16 protein-coding genes and 1 tRNA gene are annotated in these 20,574 nt (G+C 62.1%); 7 read left to right on the top strand and 10 right to left on the bottom strand.

Annotated features, from left to right (window positions below):
- Positions 1 to 9: 9 nt before the first annotated feature.
- Positions 10 to 1,530 (bottom strand): phosphomannomutase/phosphoglucomutase, encoded by a 1,521-nt coding sequence (locus FJ527_RS18875; protein ID WP_140823816.1) that lies wholly within the window; start codon positions 1,528 to 1,530, stop codon positions 10 to 12.
- Between the two features lie 199 nt (positions 1,531 to 1,729).
- Here FJ527_RS18875 and FJ527_RS18880 point away from each other — a divergent pair.
- The 5 genes from FJ527_RS18880 to FJ527_RS18900 all read left to right on the top strand — a co-directional run bounded on the left by FJ527_RS18880 (position 1,730) and on the right by FJ527_RS18900 (position 4,479).
- Positions 1,730 to 1,806: transfer RNA gene (locus FJ527_RS18880), tRNA-Pro, on the top strand.
- Positions 1,807 to 2,445: 639 nt separating this feature from the next.
- Positions 2,446 to 2,730: a hypothetical protein gene (locus FJ527_RS18885; RefSeq protein WP_140618613.1), complete on the top strand. Its 285-nt coding sequence runs from the start codon at positions 2,446 to 2,448 to the stop codon at positions 2,728 to 2,730.
- A 600-nt stretch (positions 2,731 to 3,330) separates the two neighbouring features.
- Positions 3,331 to 3,558: a hypothetical protein gene (locus tag FJ527_RS18890; protein WP_318011560.1), complete on the top strand. Its 228-nt coding sequence runs from the start codon at positions 3,331 to 3,333 to the stop codon at positions 3,556 to 3,558.
- 2 nt (positions 3,559 to 3,560) lie between these two features.
- Positions 3,561 to 3,998, top strand: coding sequence for a hypothetical protein (locus tag FJ527_RS18895; RefSeq protein WP_140717825.1), 438 nt, complete (start codon positions 3,561 to 3,563; stop codon positions 3,996 to 3,998).
- A 145-nt stretch (positions 3,999 to 4,143) separates the two neighbouring features.
- On the top strand, positions 4,144 to 4,479 hold the full coding sequence (locus FJ527_RS18900; protein WP_140823817.1) for a hypothetical protein: 336 nt from the start codon (positions 4,144 to 4,146) through the stop codon (positions 4,477 to 4,479).
- 39 nt (positions 4,480 to 4,518) lie between these two features.
- On the opposite strand, the gene FJ527_RS18905 is transcribed toward FJ527_RS18900, so the two are convergent.
- The 4 genes from FJ527_RS18905 to FJ527_RS18920 all read right to left on the bottom strand — a co-directional run bounded on the left by FJ527_RS18905 (position 4,519) and on the right by FJ527_RS18920 (position 9,950).
- On the bottom strand, positions 4,519 to 6,138 hold the full coding sequence (locus FJ527_RS18905; RefSeq protein WP_140823818.1) for an ABC transporter ATP-binding protein: 1,620 nt from the start codon (positions 6,136 to 6,138) through the stop codon (positions 4,519 to 4,521).
- Between the two features lie 17 nt (positions 6,139 to 6,155).
- A complete protein-coding gene (locus FJ527_RS18910; RefSeq protein WP_140717821.1) occupies positions 6,156 to 7,277 on the bottom strand; it encodes an ABC transporter permease subunit in 1,122 nt (373 codons plus the stop codon).
- Positions 7,270 to 8,193: an ABC transporter permease subunit gene (locus FJ527_RS18915; RefSeq protein WP_015318681.1), complete on the bottom strand. Its 924-nt coding sequence runs from the start codon at positions 8,191 to 8,193 to the stop codon at positions 7,270 to 7,272. The genes FJ527_RS18910 and FJ527_RS18915 overlap by 8 nt, the downstream gene beginning before the upstream one ends.
- 164 nt (positions 8,194 to 8,357) lie before the next feature.
- Positions 8,358 to 9,950: a peptide ABC transporter substrate-binding protein gene (locus FJ527_RS18920; RefSeq protein WP_140618621.1), complete on the bottom strand. Its 1,593-nt coding sequence runs from the start codon at positions 9,948 to 9,950 to the stop codon at positions 8,358 to 8,360.
- Between the two features lie 282 nt (positions 9,951 to 10,232).
- Here FJ527_RS18920 and FJ527_RS18925 point away from each other — a divergent pair, with 282 nt between their 5' ends.
- Together FJ527_RS18925 and FJ527_RS18930 are read left to right on the top strand one after the other, a co-directional pair.
- The gene (locus FJ527_RS18925) at positions 10,233 to 10,679 is read left to right on the top strand and encodes a TadE/TadG family type IV pilus assembly protein (protein ID WP_140618623.1); all 447 of its coding nucleotides are present in this window, start codon (positions 10,233 to 10,235) and stop codon (positions 10,677 to 10,679) included.
- On the top strand, positions 10,680 to 12,434 hold the full coding sequence (locus tag FJ527_RS18930; RefSeq protein WP_140823819.1) for a TadG family pilus assembly protein: 1,755 nt from the start codon (positions 10,680 to 10,682) through the stop codon (positions 12,432 to 12,434).
- Between the two features lie 28 nt (positions 12,435 to 12,462).
- On the opposite strand, the gene FJ527_RS18935 is transcribed toward FJ527_RS18930, so the two are convergent.
- The 5 genes from FJ527_RS18935 to glgC all read right to left on the bottom strand — a co-directional run bounded on the left by FJ527_RS18935 (position 12,463) and on the right by glgC (position 20,555).
- Positions 12,463 to 14,097 carry an alpha-glucosidase family protein gene (locus tag FJ527_RS18935; protein WP_140823820.1) on the bottom strand — a complete coding sequence of 545 codons (1,635 nt, stop codon included), beginning with the start codon at positions 14,095 to 14,097 and terminating at the stop codon, positions 12,463 to 12,465.
- Positions 14,097 to 16,094, bottom strand: coding sequence for a glycogen debranching protein GlgX (gene glgX, locus FJ527_RS18940; protein WP_140823821.1), 1,998 nt, complete (start codon positions 16,092 to 16,094; stop codon positions 14,097 to 14,099). Before glgX ends, FJ527_RS18935 begins: the two co-directional genes overlap by 1 nt.
- A 16-nt stretch (positions 16,095 to 16,110) precedes the next feature.
- Entirely contained in the window at positions 16,111 to 17,739 is a 1,629-nt protein-coding gene (locus FJ527_RS18945; RefSeq protein ID WP_140663200.1) for an alpha-D-glucose phosphate-specific phosphoglucomutase, read from the bottom strand.
- Positions 17,740 to 17,742: 3 nt separating this feature from the next.
- Complete coding sequence (glgA, locus tag FJ527_RS18950; RefSeq protein ID WP_140823822.1) at positions 17,743 to 19,188, bottom strand: glycogen synthase GlgA; 1,446 nt, start codon at positions 19,186 to 19,188, stop codon at positions 17,743 to 17,745.
- 101 nt (positions 19,189 to 19,289) lie between these two features.
- The gene (gene glgC / locus FJ527_RS18955) at positions 19,290 to 20,555 is read right to left on the bottom strand and encodes a glucose-1-phosphate adenylyltransferase (protein WP_015318689.1); all 1,266 of its coding nucleotides are present in this window, start codon (positions 20,553 to 20,555) and stop codon (positions 19,290 to 19,292) included.
- Between the last annotated feature and the right edge of the window lie 19 nt (positions 20,556 to 20,574).

The raw sequence follows: 20,574 nt of genomic DNA on the forward strand, positions 1-20,574 counted from the left end.
GATGCCCTGTCAAAAAGTCTGGTTGTAAGCGCCGACTTCCGGACTGCGGCGCAGCACGGCATCGACGGCATCGAACATCTGCCGGCGACGCTCGGACGAGACCGGACTTTCGACGACCACGACCAATTCCGGCTTGTTCGACGAGGCGCGCACCAGACCCCAGGTGCCGTCCTCCGCAATGACCCGCACGCCATTGACGGTGACAAGGTCGACGATCTTCTGGCCGGCGAAACTGGAGCCGTCCCGCTTCATCGCGTGAAAATCGGAGACCACCCGCTCGACCACGCCGTACTTCACATCGTCCGCGCATTGCGGGGACATTGTGGGCGTGCCGAAGGTCAGTGGCAGTGCCCCGTAGAGATCGGCCATCGAACTGGCGGGGTTACGGTCCAGCATCTGACAGATGGCGATTGCCGTGACCAGTCCGTCGTCATAGCCGCGCCCGATCGGGGGGTTGAAGAAGAAGTGGCCTGATTTTTCGAAGCCGGCGACCGCGCCGAGTTCGGCAACCCGGCGCTTGATGTAGGAATGGCCGGTCTTCCAATAGTCGGTAACGGCGCCATTGGCGCGCAGCACCGTGTCGGTGTTGAACAGTCCGGTCGACTTGACGTCGACAACGAAGGTCGAACCCGGATGGAGCCGCGAAATATCCCGCGCAAGCATGACGCCGACCTTATCGGCAAAGATCTCGTTGCCTTCATTGTCGACGACACCGCAGCGGTCGCCGTCGCCATCGAAGCCCAGACCGACATCGGCCCCTGTCTCCAGCACCTTGTCCCGGATTGCATGCAGCATCTGCATGTCTTCCGGATTGGGGTTGTAGTTTGGAAACGTATGATCAAGCTCGACATCGAGCGGGATCACTTCGCAGCCGATGCGCTGCAGGGCTTCCGGAGCAAAGGCGCCAGCAGTGCCGTTGCCGCAGGCGGCGACCACTTTCAGCTTTCGTGTGATGCGCTTGTCCCTTGTCACATCGTCGAGATAGGTGGCGCGAAAATTGTCGACGAAATCATAGGAGCCGCCGCCGGTAAGGTCGAAATCGGCGGCCAGCACGATCGCCTTCAGCGCGCTCATCTCCTCGGGGCCGAAGGTCAGCGGCCGCGCCGCTCCCATCTTGACGCCGGTCCAGCCATTCTCGTTGTGCGATGCGGTGACCATGGCCACCGACTGCGTCTCCAGCGCGAACTGCGCGAAATAGGCCATCGGCGACAGCGCCAGACCGATATCCTTCACCTGTGCGCCGGCCGCCATCAGTCCAGAAACCAACGCCAGTTTGATGCCGAGCGAATAGGATCTGAAATCATGCCCGGTGACGATGTCAGGCCCGGCGCCGAGCCGCCGGATCAGCGTGCCGAGCCCCATGCCAAGCGCCTGGACCCCGATCAGATTGAGTTCAGGCGGCACTGCCGAACCGGGATGGCCGAACCACCAGCGCGCATCATATTCACGAAAACCGGATGGCTTGATCAGCGCCGCGGTTTCGAATTCGAAGCTGTTTGGCCACGCTTCGCCGACGATTTTTAGGGGCAAGACGGCAGGGCTCCTAGCGGCAGAAATACGATCCATCAAGGCAGCGGCTTAGCACACAAGGCTTTAAGCCACGTTTATCCCGGATGGAAATTCGGGCCTTCCGGCAATGCCCGCAGAAAGCGGACGAAATGCGACAGAAGGGCTGCCATTGCCGCTTGCAGGAACGATGTGTGGCGGCTATAAGCCCGCGATCTGGTCACGGAGTGTAGCGCAGCCTGGTAGCGCACCTCGTTCGGGACGAGGGGGTCGCAGGTTCAAATCCTGCCACTCCGACCAGAAAAAACAATGTGTTAGCGCATCCCGACTTTGGCGCCCCACCCGAGATTCACCAGAGATAGAGCCTTGTCCAAGATGATGCCTGTTCCTAGGGAACGGACACGAGATTCGTTCCTCTTTGGGGCATGGGCCACGAAGTCCCTGCCCCCATATGCAGGCGTTTAACGCAGGCCGAAAAAGCTCAATACCGCTATGACGACGACCACCGCTCCCACAAGCCAAATGATGTTGTTCATAATCTCACTCCTGTTGCCTGGTGAAGCCCGCGCCTCTGGCGGAGGACGCGGGCCGATCAGCCTTTGCCTGCTGATCTTCAGCGAACACCAAACCGTGATGTCCGCTGCGGGAAGAACTGTTAGGCCGGCCTAATGTTCCGTCGCCTGACGGGGATCTGGCGACAGGTGGGCGAACTGTCTTAACAATTGCGACAGAGCGTTCCTCCCTGGCAGTGACAGAACGCGGGTGACGTTTGCCGCCGCCTGCGCAGATGGCCGGAAGCAAGCCTCCTCTTTGCCAATCGTGGCGACGCGATAGCCAGCCCTTCGCTTGCGTGCGGCTGTCCCCCGGGAACCGGAACCAAAGGGATCAGCAGCAGTTGTAACCAACGAAGGGCTAATCAAAGCAGTTGGAGAACTTGCAATGAAAACAATGATCATGTGCGCTTTGGCGCTTTCAATGGGATTGCCCGCTTTGGCTTCGGCAGCCGAGGCCGACGTCGTCATCAGGACCCACCATCGGCACCACCACAACGTTAGGATCATCAATGAGGAAGGCCAGCGCCTGCATCACCGACACCACGGGACGGTGGCATTCTATGACCATGGCCGCCGGCATCACGATCGGAATGCAGTCGTCGTCACCGGCTCCGTTTCCACCCACCACCGTCACCATCATCCGGTGGTAATGGAAAACGGCGGTTACTGATGCCCGACTAGGGGCCGGGCTCTCGCGAGCCCGGCCACCAGGTGACTTTGCCCAGCACGCTGCGCGCGCGTTTCATGCGAATAGCTTCGAGTTCTCGCCCGCGGCTGAAATGCAACCATGCGAAGCGATCGTTTCAACTTCGAATCTTCCATACCGCTCGGAAGCGTGGGAATTCTGCTGGTTGACCAGGTCATTGAGCTGGCCTGGCCAAGACTTCAGGGTTCGCCAGATCCATGCTCGCTCACACTTGCATGCGACGGACGAAGCCTATCGGCCTAGGAAAGAACTGGGCTGCGCCAATGTGCCAAGAGACTAGCTGAGGACTATTCCAGCCACCATGAAGGTGATGGCAACCGCGAAAATCGGTGCGAGCAACCAGCGCGCCTGACCAACACTCTTCTCCATCAAATTCCTCCGGTATTTGCAGCAGACAACGGTGACGAAGAGCGACTGTTCCGGCCGGCCCGCTTGGCAAGACCAATGCGTTCCAGGCCCAGACTTAGGTCCGACCTCCGCCCGACCGAAGCCCTGCCCTGGGAACGTTTCCGCTCGGCCCAAGTTCGAGATCGGGCGCGGGAAAACCAAGCGAAGCGGGAACGGATGAGCACCACCATGTCGAACCATGAGACTGTAACATCCCATGTGTTGGGGATGCGCATAGATAGCCTCAAAACCAGAATGCAACACGCTCAGATCACCGAGGGTGAAATGAAGACCTTCCAAAAGGTAGCGGCCGTGATTGAAGGCGGGCGAGGCCGCATCGACGGCGACGATCTGATCGCCGCATCCTTCGTTACCGACACGCTGACGGACGCGATGTCCGAGTAACCATGCCAACAATCAGTAAGCTTTTCGAATCCCATGCCGAAGCGGCGCGGATTGCCGGCGACCTGTTGGCGGCCGGGGTTCCGCGCGTACAGGTCGCCATTATCGGGCCCTACCGTGACGAAATCGATGTCCTGAGGTCTCCGGGTGTCATGCTGGGCGCTGCCGCCGGGCTGTTGGCGTGCCTCGGCGCCGTTGCTGTTTACGACATCAACCTTTTCCCGACCGGCCTATCGGCTATAGCCTTGGCCAGCGTGTTCTGCGGCGGCCTTGGCGGATTGCTCGAAGCCATTGTCGCGGCCGCCAGAAGACCCGAGCGGCCAAGTATTGGCGGGGGGATTGTGCTGGTGACGGCGCATGTCGACGACAATGCGACCGACATTGCCCAGATGATGCTCGGCGGTTGTGACTCCATGACCGAATTGGCCGCCCAAGCAGCGTAAAAATTCCGACAGCGATAATTGGCCGATAGCCAGTGCAGAACGCGAGCACTGGCCGGCCGGTGAAACTTTGACGAATTGGCTATCAGCGCTAGGTTGATCGATGAAGATCGGGGAGGCGGCAAAAACGGCCGGGCCGGACGCGCGCATGAGTTTGATTTCAAGGACAAGGTCGGCACCCGCTCTTCTGGCTGCGGCCTTCATGGCTGCCGGATGCTCATCGATCGGCAGGACGGCCGATCCGGCCAAATACGAGAGCATGAGCTGTAGCGACCTCAACAGTGCGCTGGGAAGCAGCGCGCGCGACATCTCGCAGACGGCGATCACCCGCGGCAAGGTCGTCAACACCAGCGTGCCGCGCTGGCTGCTGGGCGGATCGCGCGTCAAGACCGCGGTCGCCAACCGTGAAACGGCCAGGATCGACCGGCTGAAGCGACAGCAGGATGCCATTGTCGCTGTGCGCGCACGCAAGTGCGCGAGCTGAGCGACAGACGACGCCACGACAATTGCCCCTGCCGGCGCCTTACGCGCTCAGTCGAAACCGTGTGACGTCGATCGCGGCGTTCATCAGCGTCTGCGTATAATGCGCCCGTGGATTGTTGAAGATCTCTTCCGTCGGCCCCTCTTCGACGATCTTGCCTTGCTTCATGACGATGATGTAGTCGGCCATGGCGCGCACGACCGACAGATCGTGGCTGATGAAGAGGTAGGACAGTTCGTGGTCGGCTTGCAGCTTGCGCAGCAGTTCGACGATCTGTTTCTGCACCGAGCGGTCAAGCGCCGATGTCGGCTCGTCCAGCACGACCATCTTCGGCTTCAGAATCATGGCGCGGGCAATGGCGATGCGCTGCCGTTGTCCGCCGGAAAATTCGTGCGGGTAGCGGTTGCGGGCATTGGGGTCGAGGCCGACCTCGCGCAGGGCCTCGACCGCGCGCTGGTCGCGCTGCTTTCCTGAAAGGTTGGGCTCATGCACCAGCAGCCCCTCGGTGACGACCTGACCGACGGTCATGCGCGGCGACAGCGAGCCGAACGGATCCTGGAAGACGAGTTGCATCTGGCGCCGCAGTGGCCGCATCTGCTGCCGGTCGGCAGTGGAGATATCGCGATCGCCGAACCGAATGAGCCCATCGCTCGGCAGCAACCGCAGCAAGGCGCGGCCGAGCGTCGACTTGCCCGAGCCGGATTCGCCGACAATGCCGATGGTCTGGTTGCGCTGCAGCCGGATCGAGATGTGATCGACGGCCCGCAGCATCAGCGGTTCGCCGGCTGGAAACCCACCGCCGATCCTGAATGTGACTTCGACATTCCTACCTTCGAGCACCACCGGCGCATCGGCTGGCGGCGGCGCCTTGGTTCCCGTCGGCTCGGCCGCCAGCAGCATTTTGGTGTAGGCGTGCCGCGGATTGGCAAAAATGGCTTCCGCCTCGCCTTCCTCGACCACCTCGCCCTGGCGCATGACATAGACACGGTCGGCAAAGCGCCGGACGATACCGAGGTCATGGGTGATGAAGACGATCGCCATGCCGAGTTTGCGCTGCAGTTCGGCCAAAAGCATCAGGATCTGCGCCTGGATGGTGACGTCAAGCGCCGTCGTCGGCTCGTCGGCGATCAGGATGTCTGGGTCATTGGCGAGCGCCATCGCGATCATCACGCGCTGGCGCTGGCCGCCGGACATTTCGTGCGGATAGGATTTCATCCGCCGTTCCGGATCGGGAATATGCACGAGCCGCAGCAGCTTGAGCGCCTCTTCATGCGCTGCGGCAGCGCTCAGGCCCCGATGGCGGCGGATCGGCTCGATCAGCTGGTTGCCGATCGAATAGAGCGGATCGAGCGAAGTCATCGGTTCCTGGAAGATCATGCTGATCTTGCGGCCGCGGACCTTGTTCAGCTCGGACTTGCTCAGGGTCAGCAGGTTGCGGCCGCGATAGTCGACATGGCCTGACGCTTCGCCATTGGAGGCCAGCAGGCTCATCGCCGCCATCATCGTCTGGCTCTTGCCGGAGCCGGACTCGCCGACCACGGCAACCGTTTCGCCCGCGTTGACGTGGATGTTGATGCCCTTGACCGCTTCGACCGCACCGTCGAGCGTGCGGAAGCGGACGCGAAGGTCCTTGACGCTGAGGATCGTTTCGGAAGCAGCCATTTCAGCGGTCTCCATCTTTATCGATCCCGTGGGTCGAGCGCGTCGCGCAGGCCGTCGCCGACGAAATTCAAGGCGAACAGCGTCGAGACCAGAAAGAAGGCGGGAAACAGGAGCAGCCAGTTGGCGGTGCCGATGTTCTTGGCGCCGACCGAGATCAGCACGCCCCAGCTGGTCATCGGCTCCTGGATGCCAAGCCCGAGGAACGACAGGAAGCTCTCCAGGATGATGACCTGCGGCACCAGTAGTGTCATGTAGATCACCACTGGGCCAAGCAGGTTCGGGATGACATGGCGGATCAGGATGCCACGCTGGCCAATGCCCATGGCTTCCGCCGCCTGGACATATTCCTGCCGGCGAATCGACAGCGCCTGGCCGCGCACGATGCGCGCCATGTCGAGCCACAGCACGGCACCGACCGCCAGGAACATCAGCACGAAGTTGCGGCCGAAGAACACCACCAGCATGATGACGAAGAAGATGAACGGCAAGGAATAGAGCACGTCGACGATGCGCATCATCACTTCATCGACCTTCCCTCCGGAAAAGCCGGCGGCGGCGCCGTAGATCACGCCGATCACCACCGCCACGACACCGGCCAGCAGACCGATGGCCAGCGATATGCGCCCGGCCATCAGCGTGCGGGAGAGAAGATCGCGGCCGGTATTGTCGGTGCCGAACAGGAAATACTGCTGCTTGACCGATGCGCTCATCGTCACTTCGAGGCCGTCGGGCGACTTGTTTTCGATCTTGGTGTCGTCGAAGGCATCGGACCGGTCGAGGTAGCGGATGTTGCGGTCGTCGATCGGCTTGGTCGACTTGACCGTGACGAAGACCTGGCTCCCCTCCTGATGCCACTCCTTGATGTCGACCCGCATGCGCTTGATCGCTTCAGTGAGCGCGGTCTCGATCATATCGGGTTTCGGATAGGCCGAGAGGCTTGGCGGCATGCGCACGTAGTCGGCGTAGATGGTCGTGTATTGATGGGGCACGAACCACGGGCCAAAGACGCTGATGATCCCAATCAGAACGAGGTAGTAGAGGCTGAACATGGCGGCGCGATTGGCCTTGAGGCGCGCCCAGGCATCGCCCCAAAGCGAGCGACCAACGATTGCGGGGGCCGTGGCTGCGATGTCAGTCATAGCGCACCCTCGGGTCGACGACCGCGTACATGACGTCGACGATCAGGTTGAAGACGATGGTAAAAATGGCGATCACCACCACCGTTCCCATCACCAGCGTATAATCGCGGTTGAGCGCGGCATCGACGAAATAGCGGCCGACGCCGGGAATGGAGAAGATCGTCTCGACGATGACCGAGCCGGTCAGCAGTGCCGCCGCCGCCGGGCCGGTGAAGGAGACGATCGGCAGGATGGCGCCGCGCAACGCGTGCTTGACCACCACCGACCAGTCGGAAAGGCCGAGCGCGCGCGCCGTTCGGATATGATGGGATCGCAGCGATTCGATCATCGAGCCGCGCATCAGCCGGGCAACGATGGCGATTTGCGGCAAGGCAAGTGTCAGCACCGGGCCGACCTTGTTGATGAAGGCGCCGTCACCCCAGCCGCCGATCGGCAGCAGCCTCCAGGTCAGCCCGAAGACAAGCTGGATCACCGGCGCGATGACGAAGGTCGGGATGGTGCTGCCGGCGGTCGCCAGGGCAATCACCGTATAGTCGCCAAGCTTGTTCTGGTTGAGCGCGGCGATGGTGCCGAGCACGCTGCCGAGCAGCAGCGCCAGGATCAGCGCCGAGGCTCCGAGCTGCACGGAAATGGGCAGGCCCTTGGCAAACAGTTCGGTGACGGTGAAATCCGGCATGTTGTAGCTCGGGCCGAAATTGCCGCGCAGCAGATTGCCGAGATAATGGACATATTGCAGCCAGAGCGGATCGTTGAGGCCGAACTGGGCTTCCAAGTTGGCCTTGATCTCTGGGCTCAGCCCCCGCTCCTGGTTGAATGGACCGCCTGGCGCGACGCGCATGAGGAAGAACGCCATCGTCACGATGACGAACAGCGTCGGGATGGCGGTCAAAAGCCGCCGGAATACGTATCGCAGCATCGGTGCCCCACTTGATCCAGAGCACGCCCTTCCACTCGGACGATTGCGCTCCAGCCTTCAAATCTTCACACCGGATTCTTCCGAAAATCGATTTCCGCTTCCCGGGCCGATGCGATGGCAAACCAGCCGCCGCGCTCTTTAGAGCGCGGCGGCTTGGCCAGGGATCAATCCTTGCTGACGAAGCGCGACGGATGCACGTCCATCACATTGTCGACGAAGCCATGCAGCTTCGAGGAAACGATGTCGTGGTAGCTGTAGTAGAGAAGCGGGATCTGGCCGACGTCGTCGATGAGGATGCGCTCGGCCGCGGAGAGGTCCTTCATGCGCTCTTCGGGCTTGCCGCCCGCGGCCGCCGCCTTGTCCATTGCCGCTTCGTATTGCGGGCTGTTGTAGTTGGAATAGTTGTTGCCGCTGGCCTTGCGCGTGATACCGAGGAAGGTCTCTGGATCCTTATAGTCGGCAATCCAGGCGGCACGCGCCACGTCATAGTCGCCCTTCTGCTCGAGGAAGGAGTAGTGGGTCTTGGTGTCGGTGTTGAGCAGCGTGACGTCGACGCCAAGCGGCTTCAATTGTTCCTGGATCGCCACTGCCGTGTTCTTGTGGTTTTCCGAGGTGTTGTAGCGGATTTCCATCTTCAGCGGATGTTCGGGGGTGTAGCCAAGCTTCTCGAGGATCTTCTTGGCCGCGTCCTCGCGGTCGATCTGCGGCATGTCGGCGTATTTGGCCATTGCGGGCGTATAGCCCTCGATGCCGGGGGGCACCATCGAATAGCCGGGCAGCATCGAATTCTGCCAGACCTTCTCGGCGATGAAATCACGGTCGATCGCCATCGAGATGGCGTTACGCAGTTCGGGGTTGTTCCACGGCGCCTTGTCGGTCTTGATGGCATAATAGTAGGTGCCGAGATACGGCCCGACATGGATCTGGTCGCCGAACTTGGTCTTGAGGTCGGCGAGCTGTTCGGTCGGCAGATCGTCATAGCTGTCGAGTTCGCCCGCCTCGAAGCGCTTCATCGCCGACGAACGATCCTCGGTCGGAATGTAGTTGACCACGTCGAACTTGACGGTCGCGGCGTCCCAGAATTTGGGATTCTTGACCAGTTTCATGTGGTCGTTGGGAACCCATTCGGCCAGCGTATAGGCGCCGTTCGAAACCAGATTGCCGGGCTTGATCCAGTCGGCGCCAAGCTTTTCAATCGAGGCCTTGCTGACCGGATAGGTCGCCTGATGGGTCAGCATCTCCAGGAAGTACGGCGTCGGCGCCTTCAGCGTCACCTCCAGGGTGCCGGCGTCGATCGCCTTGACACCCATGTCCTCGGGCTTGCCTTTCTTGGTGTTGACGTCCTCCGCGCCCTTCACCGGATACAGCATCGAGGCGTATTCGGCGCCGGTCGCCGGATCTTCCAGCCGGTGGAAGGCATAGACGAAGTCGTCCGCCGTCACCGGGCTGCCGTCAGACCACATGCCGTCCTTGCGCAGCTTGAAGGTGTAGACGGTGCCGTCATCCGATACCGTCCAGCTTTCGGCCGCGCCCGGAATGAGGTTCGCCTTCTGGTCCTGCATGACCAATCCCTGGAACAGGTCACGCAGCACATTGGCTTCATAGACCGTCGAGGTCTTGTGCGGATCGACCGACTCCGATTCAGCGGCGGTGCCCCTGTTATAGACACTCTCCGCGAAAGCCGGCGTGTAGAATGCGCCGGCGGTTACGGCCATGGTGGTGGCGAATACCGTCGCCTTCAGCATGTTTTTCAGCATGAAGTTCTCCCTGTCGGCGCTGCCATCGGCGCGCCTTACGTGTTGACGCCCCGAAGCCGATGACTGGCTCCTTTGAGCGCGCCCCCGGTTCCCTCCGGCGGCTGGTGGCAGGAGACTAGACAGGAGGTAAGCTCTTTTCAACCGAGTACTGATTGACCCTAAGTCAATCCCCATTGTCGAGAAAGCAACGGCTAAATTAGAGATTCGTTTTCAATCGACCGCACCCTTTGGTTGCACCCAGAGTTTTCGCTTTCTGCATGCGAATTTGGGCATGCTGGTGCCATGGTTCACCACCCCATTTTCGAGGCCCGAAGTCGCCGTTTCCGATCAGACAACTCGGGAACTTCAGCCGTCGAGTTCGCTTTGCTGTCACCGCTTTTCATTCTTCTCCTACTCGGAATGGTTGCATACGGCATCTATTTTGGCGCCGCCAATTCGATCCAGCAAATTGCAGCCGACGCTGCCCGAACAGCCATCGCTGGGGTGAACCAGACCGAGCGGCAGACGCTCGTGGCCAGCTATCTCACCAACAATGCCGGCGGCTACCCCTTCGTGGACGCCAGCAAACTGACCTACCAGGCCAACGACAGCATCGCCGACGGAAGCCAGTTCGTGGTGTCCATCTCCTACGATGCCCGCAACCTGCCGATCTGGAACCTGTTCCCCGGCATAGCCATGCCAGGGACGACCATCAAGCGTCAGTCAACGATCAGGGTCGGGGGTATCTGAATGCTGCGGCGGGCGGGCAAGGGTATGGGTCGGCTTGCACGGTCGATGATGGGAGACAGGAAGGCGAACTTCGCCGTCATGACCGCATTGAGCGCGCCGGTTGCATTGGCGCTGGCAGCGGTGGCCATTGACGAAGCCTCCATCTATACCGAGCGCCGGGAAGCCCAGGCGATGGTCGACCTGGCGGCGATTACCGCCGCCTCGAACATCAACAACGTCAACACCGCGGTCGTCACCACACTGACCGACAACGGCATGCCGGGCGTCGTCGTTCAAGCTTCGGGCCAGACCATTGCCCCGGCCACCGGCAAAACGGTGGTGACGGTCACGCAGGGCCGATACGCCTCATCGACCGCCAATGTCAGCCAGCGCTTCCAGGCGGGTGTGACGCCTTACAATGCCGTCCGCGTCACTTTGGCAAAGATTCCGAACCGCTATTTCGCAAGTTCGCTGATCCCCACTCCCGTCATCGGCACCCAGGCCACGGCCAGCATGACGCCGCTGGCGACGTTCTCGGTCGGATCGCGGTTGCTCAGCGTCAATGGCGGCATCCTCAACGCACTTTTGAGCGGACTTCTCGGCGGCAACATCTCTCTCAGCGTCATGGACTACAACGGGCTGATCTCGGCGGATGTGAGCGTGCTTTCCTTCATCAGTGCGCTCGCCACGCAACTGAACATCACGGCCGGTACCTATTCCGACGTTCTGGCATCGAAGGCGACGGTCGGCCAGATCGCTACCGCCATGGCCAATGTTCCCGGCCTCGGCAATACGGCCAAGGTCGCCCTGCAGACCATCGCCTCCAAATCGACCAGCACCGTCAAGATCCCGCTCAGCAGCCTTGTCGACCTTGGTTCGGTCGGCAGCCTGGGCCTCGGCCAACAGCCGTCCGGGCTTGGGGTAGACGCAAGCGCCATGGGCATGCTGACGGCAGCCGCCGTGCTCGCCAACGGTACCAACCAGGCCGCGATCGATCTCGGCGCCACCATTCCGGGGCTGCTCTCCACCAAACTCAGCATCGCCATCGGCGAGCCGATGCAGTCCTCGCCCTGGCTGGCGATCGATGGTATCGGCACTGTCGTGCGGACCGCCCAGACGCGCATCAAAGTAGCCGCGACAGTCGGCGGCGCAGGCGGCAATGTCGGTGGGGGCATTACTCTGGTGTCGGTCAACCTGCCACTGCATGTGGAAGTCGCCTACGCCGAAGCCAAACTCACCGACATAAGCTGTCCTACGGGTCCCGACAGCATCAAGGTCACCGTTTCTGCCCGCCCCGGTGTTGTGGAAGCGCATTTGGCCGACAGCAGTAGCTCCGGCTTTGCCGATTTCACCAAACCGGAATCGTTCTCCGACACTGAAATCGCAAAGGTCAGTCTTCTGATCAATCTACTTTCAGTGACGGGCTCAGCGGCATTTGAAATGGCCAACAACGCGCCGACCGCATTGACCTTCAACAAGGCCGACATCGACGCCAAAACGATAAAGACAGTCTCCACGCAAAACCTGACACAGTCTTTGACGACCTCCCTGATCACTGATCTGTCGCTGACGACCAATTTGCTGGGCTTGCCGCTGCTGAATCTGAATACCTTGCTTTCCACCGTGCGGCCGGCAGTGGTTGCGCTCTTGAACGGCGTGGCGGCGCCGGTCGACGAGTTGGTTTACAATTTGCTCGGAGCCCTTGGTGTGCGTGTCGGCCAGGCCGACGTGCGCGTCACCGGCGCGACCTGCGGCCGGGCGGTGCTCGTTCAGTAGGACCGCCTAGCCACAACCGAAGTGCCAATCAGTCGAGCCGACCGAGAAAGCAGCCGAGAGTTGGCAGCGAGAGGGTGTTTTCCTCGACAGAAGCGGTCCCGCCGAAGATAGCCGTGACGGGTCCGATATCACCCACCAACGGCAAGGTCGCCGGCTCCTCAGCGAAATTGAAGACACAGATCAACCTCTCCCCGCCACCTTCGCGGATGAAGGCGAGCACGTCGCCCTCGGTATCGAGAAAGCGGATCGAGCCGCCGACCAGCGCCGGATGCTGTTTGCGCAAGGCAAGCGCCGAGCGGTAGGCCAACAGCACCGATTGCTCATCGCCGATCTGCACATCGACAGCGCGGGCGCGATGGCTTGCCGGCACAGGCAGCCAGGGTTTTGCAGTGGAAAAACCCGCATTGTCGGCGTCGGCCTCCCAGACCATCGGCGTGCGGCAACCATCCCTGCCCTTCACGCCGGGCCAGAAGCGGATGCCGACCGGATCGCGCAGATCCTCGTAGGCAAGCTCCGCCTCCTCAAGGCCGAGTTCCTCGCCCTGATAGAGGCAGATCGAGCCGCGCAAGCAGGCGAGCAGCATGATCGAGAATTTGGCCACAAGATCGGGATCGCCACCAGGCCGCATCCAGCGGCTGACATGGCGCACCACGTCATGGTTGGAAAACGCCCAACAAACCCAGCCGTCGGCCACCGCGCTTTCGAAGGCCTCGACGCAGCCACGCACATGCGCCGCCGAAAATTGCGAACCCAGCAGGTCGAAAGTGTAGCTCATCTGAAGCTTGTCGCCACCGGAGGTGTAGGCGGCGAGCGTCTGCAGCGAGCGGCCCTCGTCGCCGATTTCGCCGACGGCGGCGCGGTCGCCATATTCGTCGAGCAACGCGCGGAAGCGCCGCAGGAACGCCAGGTTTTCGGGCTGCGTCTTGTCGAACAGATGCTCCTGATAGAGATAGGTATTGGTCTCTGTGTTGGTGCCGGCGACGCTCGACGCCAAGGGCGGATTGCCGCGCAGCCAGCGGTCGTGGACATAGTAATTGACCGTGTCGAGCCGGAAGCCGTCGACACCGCGATCGAGCCAGAACCGCACCGTGTCAAGCAACGCATCCTGGACTTCCGGGTTGTGGAAATTGAGGTCTGGCTGCGAGGCAAGGAAATTATGCATGTAATATTGGCGGCGGGTCGCGTCCCATTCCCAGGACGGCCCCCCGAAGACCGACAGCCAGTTGTTGGGCGCGCCGCCGTCAGGCTTCGCATCGGCCCAGACGTACCAGTCGGCCTTGGCATTATCGCGGCTGGCCCGGCTTTCGATGAACCATTCATGCTTGTCGGATGAATGCGACAGCACCTGGTCGATGATGATCTTCAGGCCGAGCCGATGGGCTTCGGCGACCAGCGCATCAAAATCGGCCAATGTGCCGAACATCGGGTCGACGTCGCGATAATCCGATACATCATAGCCCATGTCGGCCATCGGAGACTTGAAGAAGGGCGACAGCCAGACAGCGTCGACGCCGAGCGAGGCGATATAAGCGAGCCTCGACGTAATGCCGCCGAGATCGCCGCTGCCATCACCGGTCGTGTCCTGAAAAGAGCGCGGATAGACCTGATAGATGACGCAGCCGCGCCACCATTCGGCTCCCTGCCCCAAACTCTCACCGGTCATCACGAACCCTTCCTGACGCCGCCGTTTCCGGTTCGGCTCTCGATCATGAAATTGACGCTGCGCCCCGGCAGCGGGCGCGCAAGGTCAGTCACGTGCGTTTCGATCGCCGGATGCCATCGAAAACCTTCCCGCGCCGGCAAGGTGAAGACGCATTGGCGGCGGTCGCCATTGATCAGGACGGCAAGCCTGCCTTCCTCGCCGCCAAGCAGCATGACGAGGCGATGCCGGCTGGTATCGTTCCAGTCGGTCGCGTCGAGCGGCTCACCGGTCTCGGTCAGCCAGACGATTTCGGGAACGCCTGAAGCCGCAATCGGTTCTCCGGTCAGGAAACGCGTGTCCGACAATGCGGGCACCGCCTGGCGAAGTGCCGCGAGTACGAATGCGTAACGCTCCAGCTTCTGATCGCGGCCTGCCCAGTCAAGCCAGGTGGTGGGGTTGTCTTGGGCGTAGGCGTTGTTGTTGCCCTTCTGGGTACGACCGAATTCATCGCCCGCGGTCAGCATGATGGTGCCGTGCGAGGCGAACAGCGTGGCGAGCAGAGCGCGCTGGTCGTCGAAACGGGCCTTGACGATCGCCGTGTCGTCCGTCTCGCCTTCGACGCCATTGTTCCAGGACAGGTTCTCGTTATGGCCGTCGCGGTCCTGCTCGCCATTGGCCGCGTTGTGCTTGCGCTCATAGGCGACGATGTCAGCCAGCGTCATGCCGTCATGGGCGGCGATAAAATTCACGCCGCGGCTTGCCGGCTCCCCTGCCCTGTTAAACACGTCGGACGAACCAGCAAGGCGCGTTGCGAGAGCACCGACCATGCCGGCATCGCCGCGCCAGAAGCGTCTGACATCGTCGCGATAGCGGTCGTTCCATTCAAGGAAAGGCGGCCGGAAATTGCCGAGTTGATAGCCGTTTGCCCCGATGTCCCAAGGCTCGGCGATCAGCACGCGGTCGTAAAGCACCGCATCATGGGTGATGGCCTGGAGCAGCGGCGCTTCCGGATCGAAAGCACCATCGACCCGGCCCAGCACCGGAGCCAGATCGAAACGGAAGCCGTCGACACCGGTCTGGCGAACGAAGTGACGAAGTGTGTCGAGCACCATTTCCCGCATCACCGGATGGTCGCAAGCGATCGTGTTGCCGGTGCCGGTGTCATTGACCAGCCCGCCATCCGGCCAGTGCCGATAATAGGCCTTATTGTCGAGGCCGCGCAGCGAGAGCGTCGGCCCCAGCCTGTCGCTTTCGCCGGTGTGGTTGAAGACCAGGTCGAGAATGGTGCCGATGCCGGCCCGGCGCAACGCGGCGACCGTGTCCTGCAATTCCGTCAGGCCGCCGGGCGCGAGGCGCGGGTCGAGCGCCATGAAGGTGACGGGATTGTAGCCCCAGGCGTTGCTCAGGCCCAGCGGCGGCAGATGCCGCTCGTCGATGGAGGCCGTGATCGGCATCAGTTCCACGGCGGAGACGCCGAGCCTTTGCAGATGCTCGATGATGGCCGGATGGGCAAGAGCGGCGATCGTGCCGCGCTTTTCTTGCGGTACATCCGGATGCAGCTTGGTGAAAGCGCGGACGTTCAGTTCGTAGATCAGGCCGCCCGGGCGAAACAGGGGCGGCAGGATCGGTGGAGCCGTGGGCGAGGCCTTGGTCACGGCCTTGGGCATCAGCGACGCGGTGTCGGCGCCCTCATTGCGCCGCGCGGCGAGCCGCCAGTGATAGGCGTAGGCCCGGTCGATTTCGACGGCGTAGGGATCGGTGAGCAACTTGTCGGGGTCGAACCACAGCCCCCGCTCGGGCGCATAGTCGCCATCGGCGCGCAGGCCATAGCGCGCGCCCGCGGCCAGGCCGGAGACAAAGAGTGAATGGACGCCGTTGCCTTCCGACGCCAGCTCGAGACGATCGAGTTCGCGGTTTCCCTGCTCGTCAAAGATCGAAACCCAGAGCCGTCTTGCCGACGAGGACCATGCGGCGAAGCGGATGCCTTCGCTGGTGATGGTGGGGCCGAGCTGGGTCAAGAGCGCTCCACCGCCCTCAAGTAATGACGCTCGGCTTGTTGCGCCCGGTGTGGCTCTTGATCCCGGCAATGTCGTCGGCCGCCGAAATCAGGTCGGCGAGCGCCTCCTGCGTGTCGAGGTCGTGCCTCGACTTGTCCGGCTCGTAGCGCTCGATATAGACGCGCAAGGTCGCGCCAGACGTACCGGTGCCCGAAAGCCGAAAGACCACGCGCGAGCCGCCTTCGAACAGCACCCTTATGCCCTGGTGCTCGCTGGTCGAGCCGTCGACCGGGTCGTGATAGGCGAAATCATCGGCATTGGCGATCTTCAGGCCGCGCACGCTGGTGCCCGGTAGCGAGCCGAGCTTGGCCCTGAGTTCGTCGACCAGCGCATTGGCGCGGCCGCTCTCAACCTCCTCATAATCATGGCGCGAGTAGTAGTTCCGGCCATAGGTCTCCCAATGCTCGGTGACGATCTGCTTGCAGCTTTCGCCGCGCGCGGCGAGGATGTTGAGCCACAAGAGGACCGCCCACAGGCCGTCCTTTTCGCGGACATGGTTGGAACCGGTGCCGGCACTTTCCTCGCCGCAGATCGTCGCCATGCCGGCGTCGAGCAGATTGCCGAAGAACTTCCAGCCGGTCGGCGTCTCGTAAATCCCGACACCTAGCTTGTGAGCGACGCGGTCGGCCGCGCCACTGGTCGGCATCGAACGGGCGATGCCTTTCAGCCCATCCTTGTAGCCCGGCGCCAGCCGGGCATTGGCGGCGAGCATGGCGACCGAATCCGAAGGGGTGACGAAAATGCCCTTGCCGATGATCAGGTTGCGGTCTCCATCGCCATCGGAGGCGGCGCCGAAATCGGGCGCGTCCGGTCCCATCATCTCATCATAAAGGTGCTTGGCATGGACCAGGTTAGGGTCCGGGTGATGACCGCCGAAATCGGGCAGCGGCTTGAAATTGCGGCAGGTGCCGTTCGGTGCGCCGAGGCGGTGTTCGAGGATTTCCTTGGCGTAGGGCCCGGTCACCGCATGCATGGCGTCGAAGCGCATGCGGAAGCCCGACTTGAACAGTTTGCGCAGCGCATCGAAATCGAACAGGCTCTCCATCAACTCGGCATAGTCGGTAACCGGATCGATGATCTCGACGGTCATGCCGGCAGCCTCGACTGTCGCGACCGTATCGATGTCGATCGGGTCGATGTCGGCGATCTTGAAGCTCGAAATCGTCTTGGTCTTGGCAAAGATGGCGTCGGTCAGCTTTTCCGGCGCCGGGCCGCCATTGCCGGCATTGTACTTGATGCCGAAGTCCTCGTGCGGGCCGCCGGGATTGTGGCTAGCCGAGAGTATGATGCCGCCGAAGGTCTTGTATTTGCGGATGACATGCGAGGCCGCGGGCGTCGACAGGATGCCGCCCTGCCCGACCATCACCTTGCCGAAGCCATTGGCGGCCGCCATGGCGATGGCCTTCTGGATGACCTCCCGGTTATAGAAACGGCCGTCGCCACCGATCACCAGGGTCTTGCCCTTGAACCCGTCGAGCGCATCGAAAATCGACTGGATGAAGTTCTCGGCATAGTGCTCCTGCTGGAACACTGGCACCTTCTTGCGCAGCCCCGACGTGCCGGGCTTCTGGTCGGAATAGGGCTTGGTGGGAACGGTGCGTATCATGCTTCAGGCAACCCTTTTCGAAAGCAGCAGGCGATAGAGTTCGACGTATTTTTCGGCGCTTCGATCCCACGACACATCGGTCTTCATGCCCTGGCGCTGGATGGTTTCGAAGATTGCGGGACTGGCGTGGGCGTCGGCCAGGCGTCGGATCGCGTGCAGCAGCGCGCCACCATTGTTGGGGGCAAACTGGAAGCCGGTCGCCACGCCGGCGGCAAACGCTGCTTCATTGGCATCAATGATGGTGTCCGCCAGGCCGCCGGTGCGGGCGACGACCGGCACGCAGCCATAGCGCAGGCCGTAAAGCTGCGTCAGCCCGCAAGGCTCGAAGCGCGACGGGATGACAATGGCGTCGCAGCCGCCCTGCATGGTGTGCGACAGTCCCTCGTCATAGCCGACGACCACGCCGATGCGGTCACGATGGCGTGCGGCCGCGGCCAGCAGCGCGCCTTCGAGGCCGGCGTCGCCCGAGCCGAGGATGGCCAGCCTTGCGCCTGTCGCGACGATGCCGTCGACCACAGTCGCCAATATGTCCATGCCCTTCTGCCATGTCAGGCGGCTGACGACGCAGACAATCGGACTGCCGTCGCGGTCGAGGCCGAAACGGTCCTCGACGGCGGCCCTGTTCGGCGCGCGGGCCTTCAAGGTTTCGGCCGTATAGGTCGATACCAGATGCTTGTCGGTTGCCGGATCCCAGATGGCAGTGTCAATGCCATTGACGATGCCATGGAGATCGCTGGAACGCATGTTGATAAGGCCGTCGAGGCCCATGCCGAATTCCGGCGAACGGATTTCCTGCGCATAGGTCGGGCTCACCGTGGTGATCGCCCAGGCGGCCTGCAGGCCAGCCTTGAGGAAGCCGACGCCGCCATAATATTCGACGCCATCAAGCGCCATCGCCGCGGCAGGCAGGCCGAGCTCGCCGAAGATGCCGGCCCCGAACTGGCCCTGGAAGGCGAGATTGTGGACGGTCATCATGGATGGGGTGCCGACCGCCTTGCCATAGCGCATATAGGCCAGCGTCATCGCCGACTGCCAGTCATGGGCATGGACGATGTCGGGGAGGTAGCCCGAGATGGCGCCCCCGGCGATATCGGCGCCGGCCTGGCTCAGCGCCGCGAAGCGCCGCCAATTGTCCGGCCAGTCCGCGCCCGAGGCGTTACCATAGGGGCCGCCGGGGCGGTCGAACAGATGCGGCGCGTCGAGCACGAACAAATCGAGCCCGGCGACTTGGACAGCATGGACCGCGGCCTTGCCGCCTTGCAGCAAGGGATACTGATAGACGGCCTTCTTTTTCTTGAAGGCGCTCATCACCACAGGAAAGCCCGGAACGAGCGTACGCATGGCCACGCCCTTGGCCGCGAGCGCGATGGGCAGCGCCCCGGTCACGTCGGCAAGCCCGCCGGTCTTGATCAGCGGGAAGATTTCGGGAGTGACCGACAGAACCTGCATGCGCTTAACGATCCGCTTCCCATCCATGCCGCCCAACCGTGTGCGGTTTGGACCACGACATGCACAAAACACCCTAAAGTGACAGCTTGTTGATCACCTGTTCAGGTTGACAACTTGTTGATCATGTCCTGTGTGATCAGGCAGATACCCTTTTCCGAAACCCGGAAGCGCTTGGCGTCGAGGACGGGATCCTCGCCGACCACCAGCCCTTCGGGTATCCTTACGCCGTGGTCGATGACGACGCGCTTCAACTTTGCGTTCCGGCCGACATGAACGTCGGGCAGCATGACAACCTCTTCCAGCGTCGAATAGGAATTGATGCGCGCGCCGGTGAAGATCAGGCTTTTCTTCAGCGAAGCGCCCGAGACGATGCAATCGCCCGACACCAGTGACGAAATGGCGGAACCGCGCCTGCCGTCCTCGTCATGCACGAACTTTGCCGGCGGCTTCAGTTCGGCATAGGTCCAGATCGGCCAATCGCGGTCGTAGAGGTCGAGTTCGGGCGTCACGTCGGTCAGGTCGATGTTGGCCTCCCAATAAGCATCAACCGTGCCGACATCGCGCCAGTACGCCTCGTTTTCGGCGGTCGAACGCACGCAGGACTTGGTGAAGCGGTGCGCGATCGCCTTACCGTGCGTGACGATATAGGGGATGATGTCCTTGCCGAAGTCGCGGCTGGAGCCCGGCTCGGCGGCATCGCGGCGCAGTTGCTCCATCAGGAACTTGGTCTTGAAGACGTAGATGCCCATCGAGGCCAAGGCGAATTCCGGGTTACCCGGAATGCCGGGCGGGTCAGCGGGCTTTTCGACGAAGGCGATGATGTTGTCCTTGGCATCGACATGCATGACGCCGAAGCCGGTCGCCTCCATGCGCGGCACTTCGAGGCAGCCGACCGTGACATCGGCGCCGGCATCGACATGCTGGCGCAGCATCATCTCGTAGTCCATCTTGTAGATGTGATCGCCGGCCAGGATTACCATGTATTCCGGGCCATAGGCCTCGATGATATCGATGTTCTGGTAGACGGCGTCCGCCGTGCCCTCATACCACTGCGTTTCCGACACACGCTGGCTGGCCGGCAGGATGTCAAAACTCTCGTTTCGTTCGGGCCGCAGGAAGTTCCAGCCGCGCTGCAGGTGGCGGATCAGCGAATGCGCCTTGTATTGGGTGGCGACGCCGAGGCGGCGGATGCCGGAGTTGAGCGCATTGGAGAGCGCGAAATCGATGATGCGTGTCTTGCCGCCGAAATAGACCGCGGGCTTGGCGCGCCGGTCGGTCAGTTCCTTGAGGCGGCTGCCGCGCCCGCCGGCCAACACGTAGGCCATGGCGTCGCGGGCCAGCGGCTGCGTTCTCTTCAAGTCTGCCATTTATACCCTCCCAAGTTAC

The sequence above is a fragment of the Mesorhizobium sp. B2-4-18 genome (genome assembly GCF_006441385.1).
GTDB lineage: Bacteria > Pseudomonadota > Alphaproteobacteria > Rhizobiales > Rhizobiaceae > Mesorhizobium > Mesorhizobium australicum.